Source organism: Thermodesulfatator atlanticus DSM 21156 (assembly GCF_000421585.1).
Classification (GTDB): domain Bacteria; phylum Desulfobacterota; class Thermodesulfobacteria; order Thermodesulfobacteriales; family Thermodesulfatatoraceae; genus Thermodesulfatator; species Thermodesulfatator atlanticus.
Genome location: NZ_ATXH01000039.1, coordinates 1 through 12,031, shown reverse-complemented (window position 1 = coordinate 12,031; position 12,031 = coordinate 1). Strand labels below are relative to the sequence as shown.

At 48.2% G+C, this 12,031-nt stretch carries 11 protein-coding genes; 6 read left to right on the top strand and 5 right to left on the bottom strand.

Features of this window, described 5'->3' with window-relative positions; genetic code table 11:
- Window positions 1-464: DUF2334 domain-containing protein (locus tag H528_RS0111505; protein WP_022854455.1), on the bottom strand; the 464-nt coding region annotated here is incomplete at its 3' end.
- Window positions 465-668: 204 nt separating this feature from the next.
- Between H528_RS0111505 and H528_RS0111500 the strand changes: the two genes are divergently transcribed.
- The 5 genes from H528_RS0111500 to metK all read left to right on the top strand — a co-directional run bounded on the left by H528_RS0111500 (window position 669) and on the right by metK (window position 6,624).
- Window positions 669-953, top strand: a complete 285-nt coding sequence (locus tag H528_RS0111500; RefSeq protein WP_022853511.1) for a DUF5132 domain-containing protein — start codon at window positions 669-671, stop codon at window positions 951-953.
- Entirely contained in the window at window positions 943-1,398 is a 456-nt protein-coding gene (locus tag H528_RS0111495) for an HMA2 domain-containing protein (protein ID WP_022853510.1), read from the top strand. The genes H528_RS0111500 and H528_RS0111495 overlap by 11 nt, the downstream gene beginning before the upstream one ends.
- Before the next feature lie 15 nt (window positions 1,399-1,413).
- Window positions 1,414-2,184 (top strand): hypothetical protein, encoded by a 771-nt coding sequence (locus H528_RS0111490; RefSeq protein ID WP_022854454.1) that lies wholly within the window; start codon window positions 1,414-1,416, stop codon window positions 2,182-2,184.
- Window positions 2,185-2,434: 250 nt separating this feature from the next.
- Window positions 2,435-5,437: a cation-translocating P-type ATPase gene (locus tag H528_RS0111480; protein ID WP_022854453.1), complete on the top strand. Its 3,003-nt coding sequence runs from the start codon at window positions 2,435-2,437 to the stop codon at window positions 5,435-5,437.
- On the top strand, window positions 5,434-6,624 hold the full coding sequence (gene metK, locus H528_RS0111475) for a methionine adenosyltransferase (protein ID WP_022854452.1): 1,191 nt from the start codon (window positions 5,434-5,436) through the stop codon (window positions 6,622-6,624). The genes H528_RS0111480 and metK overlap by 4 nt, the downstream gene beginning before the upstream one ends.
- 33 nt (window positions 6,625-6,657) lie before the next feature.
- Here the strand turns inward: metK and H528_RS13670 are convergent, their stop codons facing one another.
- Both H528_RS13670 and H528_RS14920 read right to left on the bottom strand, forming a co-directional pair.
- Entirely contained in the window at window positions 6,658-7,029 is a 372-nt protein-coding gene (locus H528_RS13670) for an HMA2 domain-containing protein (protein ID WP_022854451.1), read from the bottom strand.
- The gene (locus H528_RS14920; protein ID WP_084677726.1) at window positions 6,971-7,318 is read right to left on the bottom strand and encodes an IS1/IS1595 family N-terminal zinc-binding domain-containing protein; all 348 of its coding nucleotides are present in this window, start codon (window positions 7,316-7,318) and stop codon (window positions 6,971-6,973) included. Before H528_RS14920 ends, H528_RS13670 begins: the two co-directional genes overlap by 59 nt.
- A 570-nt stretch (window positions 7,319-7,888) precedes the next feature.
- Between H528_RS14920 and katG the strand changes: the two genes are divergently transcribed.
- Complete coding sequence (gene katG / locus H528_RS0111460) at window positions 7,889-10,090, top strand: catalase/peroxidase HPI (RefSeq protein WP_218969838.1); 2,202 nt, start codon at window positions 7,889-7,891, stop codon at window positions 10,088-10,090.
- Between the two features lie 473 nt (window positions 10,091-10,563).
- On the opposite strand, the gene H528_RS13665 is transcribed toward katG, so the two are convergent.
- Complete coding sequence (locus H528_RS13665) at window positions 10,564-10,869, bottom strand: hypothetical protein (protein WP_022854448.1); 306 nt, start codon at window positions 10,867-10,869, stop codon at window positions 10,564-10,566.
- Window positions 10,854-11,870 (bottom strand): hypothetical protein, encoded by a 1,017-nt coding sequence (locus H528_RS14400; RefSeq protein WP_028845929.1) that lies wholly within the window; start codon window positions 11,868-11,870, stop codon window positions 10,854-10,856. The genes H528_RS13665 and H528_RS14400 overlap by 16 nt, the downstream gene beginning before the upstream one ends.
- Window positions 11,871-12,031 lie beyond the last annotated feature (161 nt).

The window sequence follows — 12,031 nt, the reverse complement described above, 5'->3', positions numbered from 1 at the left end:
TTCTTATTAAAAATTTTAATCGACCATCTATTCCCTATTCCTTTAAACTTCTGTTCTGTTAATATTTTTTCTAAATATTTGTTATTTATCCACGCTGGAGCTACAAAAAAGTGGGTATCTATCCCGCAATTCTTTAATATTTTATTCCCTTCTACTATTCTTCTTCTCGTTTCTTCTTTGGAAAGATCTGCAAATTCTCCTTCTCTATTAGTCGCTAAAATGTGTCGTAATGAAATTTTCCCTTCATGATATAATCCATGGAGGATTATTTCTTGTTTTGAACATTTTATTAGATCCTTAAATGAATTATCTTTGTCAAGTCTGTATCTTCCTTTAAAGTTAGGTGTTAACAAAATAGAAAATTTTTTTATTCCATGCTCATATAGCATTCTTAAAATATTAAGTAATTCGTTTTTGTAGAATGGACTAACATCGTGTAGTTCAATAATTATCTTCTTCTCCATTTTTTGCTTCTTTAAAACACGATTTTGTTAAGAAATATCTACCAAATAGTTACTGATTCATTAAAAATACTTGGCTTTTTTGTTACTGTGCTATACGTTTTTATACTTTGAGAGTAGGAAATTTTAAATAGGAAAAAAATGATCTTGATTCTTGAATATGGGTCATTATTTTCTTAATTTGAAGCTAGAATATAGGGGGGAGTTATGGGAATTGATGCAGATGACTTCGTCAAAAAAGATGTAGTAACTGGTTTATCAATTGGTTTAGGTTTGGCCTATGTTATTCCCAAACTTTTGCCTGTTTTTGGTCAGGCGGCTAAGCCCCTTGTTAAAGGTATGATGAAGGGATCTCTTATAGCTTATGAAAAAGGCCGAGAAACTTTGGCAGAACTAACTGAGACTCTAGAAGACCTATGGGCGGAAACCAAAGCCGAGCTTGAAGAGGAGCTATCTTCACCTCCATCAGGAGGCGAATCCGATGCCGAGTAAGCCTGAAGCATTTGTCGTGCATAGTTTAAAGGGGCGCCTGAGACTTAAGCTTCCTGCTTTACGTAACAATAAAGATAAACTAACGAAAATAGCATCAGCTTTAGAAGCTATCGAAAATATTAAAAAAATTACTATTAATCCCCAAACCGGAAGTATCTTGATAGAGTATGACGGATCCCCTCAAGCCTTCTGGAAAAACATTCGCGAATTAGATGTCTTTGAGATAAAAAAATTAGACGAAGTAGCCGTAAGATCTCACGTGCATAGCCTTTTTAAGAAGGCTGATGAGAAAGTAAAAGAAAGCTCTCATTACCGTTTAGATCTCGCTTCTTCTGTTGGGTTAGCATGTATAGCCGTGGGGTTATATCAGCTTTTGCGAGGTAAAACAGATTTGCCAGTTTGGCATGCTGCGTTCTGGTATGCCTTTAATTTTCTTAAAAAATAGACAAGGAGGTAAGCCATGGCTGAAGCCAAAAAAGAAATACAACAAGTTGAGACTAAGAGCGATAGCGGTTTTCAATTTCCCAATCCCTTTGCAGTATTGGGTACTGCTGGAAGAGCCGTAAAAGACGGCATCGTAAGCAGCCTAAAAGGCCTTCAGGAAATCGAGGCTGAGATCGTAGCCCTTACCCGCAACACCATTATTGATGTTTTGCGTGCGGCCGGTGATGTTACCAAAGAAGGTATAAACGTAATCGCTGATACCATGAAAGGGGCTATTCAGGCCACCGAAGAAGTGGGCACCGGGGCCATCACCAGTGTCAAAAGCGTGGCCAAAGGGCTCATCTTGGGAGTAAATGAAGTTGGTGGCGATGTGGTTAAAGCGGCTTCTGAAATCGCCCGCGACGCCGTTAAAAATGCCGCTGCTGTAGGCGCTGATGTGGCAGAGGTTGCCCGCCGCACTGTTGAAGGCATCATAGAGGCCACCCGCGAAATCGGTGGAAACGTGGAAGAGGTAGCCAAGGCCGCGGTAACGGGAGCTGTAGAAGGGGCAAGCGAAGTAAGTAAAACGGTCACCACCTCGGTAAAAGAAGTCCTAGTCGGGGTAGTGGGAAGCACCAAAGAGGTCTTAGGAGAGACGCTACCCAAACCATCTAAAAAGAAAGAAGAAAAAACAGAAGTCATAGAGGTCAAGGCAGAGACGGTTTCTGAAGAAGCTTCTTCTGCAAAAGCCGAGAGCAAAGAAACTAAAAAAGAAGCCAAGGCCAAATCCACTAAAAAATCTACTTAGCTTGATTAAGGCTCCAAAAGGGGATGGCCCAAAGGCGGTCCCCTTTTGGATCTGTCCCCTTAAGGATCCGTGATAGGAGCACCAAAGAGACGATATGGTCATGGTAAGTGCTGCTTTTTACGTGTCCTGGCAAACGCGGAAGGTGGGAACAATCTCCTGCGGTTGCCACCGGAGGCTTTGTCCGCCCAGCGATGACAAATTGAAGCGAGCTTTTTCTTGATGACGATTTTCCAGATGAAGGACTTGATCCATGCCTGAGGTAGAGCTTGAAAAGATCCATGAACTAAAAGGGCGTGTTCGCTTTAAAACGCCTAAGCTTTATCGTGCCTTTCACGTAAAAGATTATCTCGAAAGGGTGCTTACCCAGAACGGACGCATAAAAAAAGTAAAGGTAAATCCCCTTACCGCGACAATTTTAGTGGAATTTAAACCAGATGTTTCTCTCAAAGAAATAGAAAAAGAGCTAAAAGACTATTTAAGTCGCCTTCCTACCAAAGAAGAGGCCCAAAAACTAAAAGAAACTCTAAAAACTAAGAGTCCCACTGTTCTGGCTGAAGAAGGCCCTAAATGGCACACCATGACCGTGGAGGAAGTGCTTGAGCTTTTCGGCACGGATAAAGACCTTGGCCTTGACCGCAAAACTTACGAAAAGCTCAAGCAAAAATACGGGCCAAACATCCTCCCCGAGATAACGACTCGCTCAGGTTGGGAAATCTTTCTTGATCAGATAAAAAGTGTTCCTGTGGCTATTTTAGGGGTGGCCTCTGCCATTTCACTTTTTACCGGCGGCGTATTAGACGCGGTGGCTATTCTTTGCGTGGTGGGGCTTAACGCCTACATCGGCTATAAGACCGAAAGTGAAGCCGAGCGCACTATAAGCTCGCTCAAAAAACTGGTACAGCCAGAGGCCCTGGTTATTCGTGAGGGCAAGGTAAGGCGTATCCCTGCCGAAGACATAGTCCCAGGGGATATTTTTCTCCTGCGGCCAGGGGCTTATGTTCCTGCTGACGGCCGCATCATTGAAGCCGAGCGCTTAAGTATTGACGAGTCCGCACTAACCGGAGAGAGCCTCCCGGTAGTCAAAACGCCGTCTCCTTTACCCTCTAACGAAACCTACCCCCTGGCAGATAGGGTCAACATGTGTTTTATGGGCACCCTTGTCCTTGGCGGGCAGGGAAAGGCGGTGGCCGTGGCCACGGGCAAAGATACCGAAATAGGCCGTATTCAGCTTTCTCTTGCGGAAGCAAGGCCCCCTGAAACAGGCATTGAAAAGCAACTTGATGAAATGGGGACCAAGCTTGTGGTGCTTTCTGGGGCCCTTTGTGGCGGGGTTTTTGTGCTGGGGATTTTGCGAGGCTATGGCCTGTTGCAAATGTTAAACACAGCCCTTTCCCTGGCCGTGGCGGCGGTGCCTGAAGGGCTTTCTACGGTAGCCACCACCACCCTTGCCCTTGGGGTTCGCGAGATGAGACGCCAGCACATTATCGTGCGGCGCTTGGCGGCCATTGAAGCCCTTGGTTCGGTGCAGGTCATGTGTCTTGATAAGACCGGCACCATCACAGAAAATCGCATGCAGGTGACTGATATCTCCTGCGGCGGTACCACCTACAACCTGGCTGGCCTTGAAAACAAATATGCCCTTTTAGACCCTACCGCGTCTATTTTGTTTGAAGCCCCTCAGGATGAGTTGCTTTCTTTGCTTGCGGTCTGTGTGCTGTGTAATGAAAGTGAACTCATAAAAAACGGCGAAGAAGTCTCTTTCCGCGGCACCCCCACCGAGACCGCCCTTTTAGAAATAGCCTTTAAGGCAGGCCTTGATATTGAGGCCCTGCGTAAGGCCTTCCCGCGCCTTAGGATAATCCATCGGGCGGAGAACCGCCTTTACATGGTAACGGTACACGAACTCCCCTCGGGCAAGTTCCTCTATGCCATAAAAGGAATGCCTTCCCAGGTGCTTGGCCTTTGTGGTCGGGCTCTGGTAGGGGGTAAGATCCTTCCTTTGGGAGAAGAAGAACGCATTGAGCTCATGAACTTAAACGACCAGTTAGCTGTCCGGGGCCTGAGGGTCCTGGGGGTGGCCTATGGTATTTCTGATGACCCAGAGCTTGATCTTGAAAAAGAAGAAACTCCCTGGTGTGAGGACTTTATCTGGCTTGGCTTCGTAGGCATGGAAGACCCTATCCGCCCGGGGATAAAAGACCTTATCGCCAAACTTCATCGGGCCGGTATCCGCACGGTAATGATCACCGGGGATCAATCTCCCACGGCTTATGCCATTGGTAAGACCATTAACATTAGCGGTGACGACGAACTGGTCATCCTTGATTCCTCTGATTTTTCCCATTTAAAGCCCGAGGCCTTTGCCGGGCTTCTCAAAAGAGTGTCTGTGTTTTCTCGGGTAAGCCCGGCAGACAAACTGCGCATTGTCCAGGCCTTTCAAGACTTGGGCCTAAGGGTGGCCATGACTGGTGATGGCATAAACGATATCCCGGCCCTTAAGGCTGCTGATATCGGCATTACCACGGGCAGTGGAACCGATGTGGCCAAAGAAGTGGCTGACATCATCATCGAAGACGACCAACTGGGCACCATGGTCCTTGCGGTGGAAAAAGGCCGCAACATCTACAAAAACATCCGCAAGTCCCTTGAGTTTTTGCTTTCCACGAATATGAGCGAGATCATGGTCTCGGTCACGGCAAACGTGGCAGGCCTTGGGCAACCGCTTAACCAGATGCAGCTTTTGTGGATTAATCTGGTTACGGATGTGTTCCCCGGGCTTGCTCTTTCCCTTGAGCCGGGAGAACCAGGCGTGATGGAAGAACCTCCGCGGGATCCTTCCCTCCCTATTATGGACCAGCAAGACTTCAAACGCCTTACTCTAGAAGCTTCGGTTATTTCAGGGGCCTCGCTTTTGCCTTATTTTTACGGGCTTGCGCGCTACGGACAAGGGCCCCAGGCAAGCGGCCTTTCTTTCCTTTCGCTTACTGCTGCTCAGCTCCTGCATACCTTTAATTGCCGCAGCGAAAAGCTCACCTTTCTTGAAAATGCTGCTCTTCCCCAAAATCCTTACCTTGCGCGCTGCATGCTGGGAACCGCGGCTTCACATAGCCTTCTTTTCTTACCGCCTATAAGGAAAATACTTGGCCTTGGTCCCATGGGTATTATTGATGCGCTGGTAGTGGCTGGTTCTTCCCTGGGGTCTTTATTTTTGAATGCCTTTATCAAAAAAGTAAGCCGGCAGGAGGCGGCATGAAAAAGGATTTTATCTTCACTTCAGCCTCGGTTACCGATGGGCACCCTGATAAACTTTGCGATCAGATTAGTGACGCCATTGTGGACCGGTTTTTACAACAGGATCCCCTGGCCTCGGTGATTGCCGAATGTGCGGTCTCGCAAGGCCTTTTATTTTTGGCAGTGCGTTTCTCGTCAACTGCTTTGATTGATGTGCCTTACGTGGCCCGTTGGGTGATAAACGAAATTGGCTATCGCTCGCCAAGCTTCAGTGCGCGAAATTGCACCATTCTTACCAGCATCTCGGAAGAACCCCTTGATCACGAAAGACGCTACGAGGACGAAGAACTCACCGAGGAGATGATCGAAAGTATCAAGGTGCGCAACCAGGCCAATGTTTTTGGCTACGCGTGCGATCACACCCCTTCGCTTATGCCCCTTCCCATTGTCCTGGCGCATAAGCTTGCGCGCAGGCTTACCACGGTGCGTTTGACCAACCTTTTGCCTTATCTTTCTCCAGACGGAAAGACTCAGGTGGGCGTTGAATTCCGCGATGGCAGGCCCTATGGCATCTCTTCGATAATGATTATGGCCTGCGTAACGGAAAAATTATCGCACCAAAAGATAAAAGCGGATATACGGGAACAGGTCATAGAGGCAGCGTTTCAGGGGGAAGAAATAAGGCCTAATAAAGATACCATCATAGATATACGCATCATTGAAGACCCTCAGGGCTGTGGGCCCATGCTTCATTCTGGCCTTACCGGGCGCAAAAATGCCGTGGATACTTACGGTGAGTTTGCCAGGCACAGTGGGGCCGCTTTAAGCGGAAAGGACCCCTTTCGTGTGGATCGCATAGGGGCTTACGCTGCACGTTACGCTGCTAAAAACGTCGTAGCCGCAGGGCTTGCCCGGGAATGCGAGGTACATCTGAGCTATGCCATTGGGCGTTCTCGTCCGGTAAGCATTACAGTCAACACCTTTGGAACAGGAATTATTCCTGATGAGAAAATCGAGGCGCTTGTTAAAAAACACTTTGATTTCAGACCTGCGGCCATCCAGAAGGCCTTTTCCCTGCGTAAACTTCCGCAGATGTTAAAGGGTGGTTTTTACCAAAAACTTGCGGCCTTTGGGCACATGGGGCGCATGGATCTTGCAGCTCCCTGGGAACGTACCGATAAAAAAGACCTCCTCAGAGAGGAGGCCTAGGGAAGGTGAAGCAGGGAAGGGCGGGCTTTATTCTTAAATAATCAAACTCAAAAGAGAAAGGCCAGTCCTGCTAAGGACCTGTTCGGATACTAAGCCGAAAATTGCCTTGCCAGCGTGTTCAGCCAGTTTTTCCGCATGTTTTTGGAGTACTTTTTCGCAACTAGTGGCCTGGCTGATATTAAAGTAGCCTTCACGTTCAAGGGCCTGAATAATTTCTTCGGCATCAATGACCGCAGGGTTGTAGTTTATTACCACGCTCCCGGTAACAATGTTAGTGGAAACGGACTTAACCCCTCCAAGGTGCCTTAAAAAATCGGCCACCGCGTCAGCAAGAGAGGGGTTATTTTTAATGATAGGGGTCCGCAAACGAATACGACCCTTTATCTTGTGAAGGTAATATGGCATCTTGCACTCCTCCTGCTTCTTCTAAGGGTGTTTTGAGATAAGTATTGCATTGGGGGTAAGCAGAACACCGCCAGCGAACGTAGCCTTCTCCCTTCATATAGACATACATCTTTTTGCCGCATTTTGGGCACGAAGGCCTTTTTAGGAGTCTTGGCTTTGATTTTTCGGTAAACTGGCGATTGCAGACCAGACAACGATAACGCTGCAGACCGTTTTTGGTTTTGCCATAACGGTTGTATGCTTGCGAACCACAAAACGGACATTTTATGAAAGTTTCGGTCTCATTCATTTGCTTCAAAACATAAAGAAGATTTATGGGAAAATTGCGTAGGCTTTGTGACAATTTCATGACAAGCTTTCTTAGGGATTGCCACCTCGGGCGTTAACTGCCTCACCCGGCCAAAATTTTGACCGTCATGAGCGATTACTCACAACGAAAAACATGAAAAAGCATCGCGGGGAAAGTCCTAGGGGACTTTCCCCTTAAGACCATTTCACAAGAAGAGAGCATGTTTTATATCCGACAAAGGTATCATTGCGAGGCGACTTGTACGCCAGCCCGGTCCCTGAGATTGCTTCGGCACTTCGTTCCTCGCAATAACCATAAAAAAGAACTCTCGCTCGCGATGATCCCAACACTGGTCATCGCGAGGCAAGCGAAAGCTTGCCGTGGCGATCCCTGTCCTAAACACAGTGAGGGATCTAGATAGCTTCGCGTCGCTCGCAATGACACGCAAAAGGCGCTCGTAATGTCGTTGTTCAAGTGTCGCTTTTACGCTCCGTAATAAAAAAAGTTCAACTTTTTCTTGACTCAACATTTTCCCTGTTTTAAGATTAACTACTAATTAAAAATAATTCTATGGAGGTTGACATGTCAGGAAAGGGGCAGGAAAAGAGAAAAAGATGGATTACCGACTGGTGGCCAACCAGGCTCAACTTAAAGGTCCTCAGGCAAAACGACCCGCGTTCCAATCCCTACGGCGAAGATTTCGACTACGTTAAGGAATTTGAAAGTCTTGATTTAGCAGCGGTCAAAGAAGACCTCAAAAAACTCATGACCGATTCTCAGGACTGGTGGCCTGCAGACTTTGGTCATTACGGGCCGCTTTTTATCCGCATGGCCTGGCATAGTGCGGGGAGTTACCGCATCTTCGACGGCCGCGGTGGAGCAAGGACAGGAGACCTGCGGCTTGCGCCACGCTACAACTGGCCGGATAACATGAATCTTGACAAGGCCATCCGTCTGCTCTGGCCTATCAAACAAAAGTACGGGCGCAAGATTTCCTGGGCGGATCTCATTGTCCTTGCCGGAAACGTAGCCCTTGAGGTCATGGGCGTTAAGACGGCAGGGTTTTCCGGAGGCAGGGAAGACATCTGGGAGCCTGATGAAAGCCCAGATTGGGGTCCTGAGGAAGAAATGCTTTCAGGTAAAGAGCGCTACAGGGAAGGAGAGCTTGAAAGACCCTTTGCCGCCACTGAGATGGGGCTAATTTACGTAAACCCCGAGGGGCCCGAAGGCAATCCCGACCCTGTAGCCTCAGCTAAGCAGATTAGAACCGCCTTTGCCCGCATGGGCATGAACGATGAGGAAACCGTGGCCCTTATCGCCGGCGGCCATGCCTTTGGTAAATGCCACGGAGCCTGTCCAGACACCTATGTTGGTCCAGATCCAGACTCATCGCCACCCAACCAGCAGGGTCTTGGCTGGAAAAACTCGTACAAAACCGGTAAGGGCCCTGATACCTTTACCTCAGGCTTTGAACTGACCTGGTCGCCAACGCCCACGAAGTTTGGCATAAGCTATCTTCATCTCCTTTTTAACCACGAGTGGGAGCTAACCAAAAGCCCGGCTGGCAAGCACCAGTGGGTTGCTAAAGACGGCCCGGAAATCATTCCAGACGCCTACGACCCTGATAAAAAGCACCCCCCGATGATGCTTACCGCAGACCTTGCCCTTAAGTTTGATCCTGCTTATGCCGCCATTGCCAAGCGCTTTTTGGAAAATCCCGAAGAGTTTGAAAAGGCCTTTGCCCGGGCATGGTTCAAACTCATCCACCGTGATATGGGGCCACCTGAATGCTACGTTGGCCAAGATGTGCCAGAGGAAGTCTATATCTGGCAGGATCCCCTACCCAAAAGAGACTTTGAAGTCATAGACCAGGAAGATATTTCCCAATTGAAAAAAGCGGTTTTGGCCTCTGGGCTTAGTATTCCGCAGCTTGTTTATACCGCCTGGTCTTCGGCGGCAACTTACCGGGACTCAGACCGCAAAGGCGGAGCAAACGGGGCGCGCCTAAGGCTTTCTCCCCTTAAAGACTGGGAGGTAAATCACCCTGAGGACCTTGCCAAAATAATAGCCACCTATGAAGCCATCCAGCGGGAGTTCAATGAGCGGCAAAAGGGTGCGAAAAAAGTCTCTTTGGCGGACTTGATTGTCCTTGGTGGTTGTGCGGCTATTGAAGAGGCCGCCCGTAAAGCAGACTTTGACATTGAGGTGCCTTGTGTTCCTGGGCGGGTTGATGCTGCCCAGGAACAAATCGATAAGCCCTTTTACGCGGCTATTGAGCCTTTTGCCGATGGCTTTAGAAACTACTTTAAAAACCCGGCCAAGGCCGCTGAGAAATACTGGCCTGCGGAGTACTGGCTGGTGGATAAGGCCCAGCTTTTGACTCTCACGGTGCCTGAAATGACTGTTCTTCTTGGTGGTTTAAGGGTACTTGGGGCTACGTATCAATATGCCAAACATGGCGTTTTTACCGAAAATGTCGGCGTGCTTTCAAATGACTTTTTCACCAATTTGTTGGACATGGGTATTGAATGGGAGCCTGCGGACGAACATCTCTATCTTTTTAACGGCTATGACCGCAAGAGCCGTGCGCTCAAATGGACAGCCACCCGGGTTGATTTGATCTTTGGTCACCACGGTGAACTCAGGGCCGTGGCAGAGGTATATGCTTCTTCTGACGGAAAAGAAAAGTTCGTAAAGGACTTTGTGGCTGCCTGGGATAAGGTAATGAACCTTGACCGCTTTGACCTAAAATTCCAAAAAGCCACAAAATAGACCAAAGGGTGTCGCCTCAACCAGAGGTGACACCTAAAATAAAAGGATCCGTTCCTATTTTTCGTTTCTAAAAATAGGAACGGATCCCCTTCGTTTTTTGTCTATGTCCTAGTGGCTTGGTAGTGGTATATAAAGAGACCCTTGAACAACTTTAAAATTGAGCAGAATTTATCTTCTAATAAGATTAATACACCTCCCCATCTTTTTCATTCTGGGCTGCCCTCCCACTCTATAATTCTGCACGAATTTCTTTCTCCAATCCTGAACATATTCCCCTATGTCATCTGAGCCGAAGGCGAAGAATTCACAAATCATTTCTTTTTGTTAGGCTGCAAACTTTCTAAGGCGTCTAGAAACCTCTCTGAGAGGCTTTCTCGTGCTGACATATACCTCCTCAGTTAGGGCTGGCAAGGAAAAAGCCTCAGAAGGCGATTTTGAAGCTCGCTTTAAATGAAAGCGGCGACAAAATCCAGCTACTCGCCGCTGGCCAGATAAATCTCGCGCAGATAAGCAGGCAAAAGTTCGGCAGGATATTCCCGGTGGGCAATCTTTCTCAGGTGCCACCACCACTTTTCAAGCGGATAGGTGTCGTCGTCTTCCCAGATCTCTGGGAGGTTCTTAATGTTTTCAAATACCATACGATCTACGTCTCTGGTTTTCGGAGAGTTTTTTAACCCCTCTCGGTACTCCGGCAGAAGCAAAATTAGCTCTTCGGCGCTAAAAGTAAGCGCCTCACTAACAAAGCGATACATCTCTTCTGGGGTTACTTTTCGGGCCATAAAGCTCCTCTTTCACCGACAAAGACAAACTCCTGTGACCCCGAAATCCTTTCTTTCATCTTTTGAATGAAAGCATCGGGGTTTTGTCTGTCAAGAGGGAACCACGATACTCTGGTACCGTCCCGCTCAATGATAGCAAGCTCTCCTTGAGAGGAAACTACATAAATCCTCACAAGCCCTTTTTTGGAGTGTTTTATTGCCCAAACTTTTGCTTTTTTATCCTTTAGAACGCTATCAACCCGGCGATTAAGCTCCAGGGCATCCTTGACGTAGTCCTTACGCGCCATTACGTGTCGTCCAAGATCCCGCCATTTTACCTCCTCAAGGGCGCCGCCGATGGCCGAAAGGGCCTCAAAGCGCTCCTTGCCCATGCGAGCAATGAAGTCCTTTCTCCGTATAAAAGAAAGCTTATCCGCAGCAAGAAACTCATCCGGCGAAACCCCTGCATGGGCAAGCTTTGACGCCCAGCGAGGAAGAATTTCGCGCCTTACCTCCGGCGAAAGATTCTCCCACAGTTCTGCGAAGTTCTTGACTCTTGGAGTCTTTACCTTCGAAACCCTGGGAAGCAGGTAGCACATGCAGTGTGGGTGAGCCTTTTTCCGCGGCACCCGGTCTTTGGGCCACACGCCTTTTCCCAGCCCGAAATCCACGCTGGCATACCAATCGCAGATATCAGGCCGCGGATGGCTGCTTGAAAGTCGCCACTGGTAGCCGATCACGTACGGGTCGTCTTCGGTAGCCTTGATTTGCGCCAGATGAAAGGCATTGGCCGCCTCTGTGCGGGCCACGCGCTTTAAAAAGTATAGCTGCCTGTCGTAGAGCCACCAGTTGATAGCCCGCACGAGAAGGTCCTCCCTTCCGGCCTCTATGGCCTTTTTCATCTCGGCGATAAGCCTTTTGCTGGCGTAATAAGTTCCCTCGCGCGAAAGTTTTTCCACGTGCCTTTCCGCAAGCGAAACGGCCTTCTCCCATGCCTCCCGGGCATCTGGGACGGGTTCCATTCCTTTTAGTTAGGCTGCAAACGTTGATCAGGGAGAGAACGACGTTTTACAGGTCTATCGTTTCCATTCCTTTTAGTTAGGCTGCAAACGTGCAGGCTGTTACTATTGACAATTCTATTTATTAGTTTCCATTCCTTTTAGTTAGGCTGCAAACAATTACG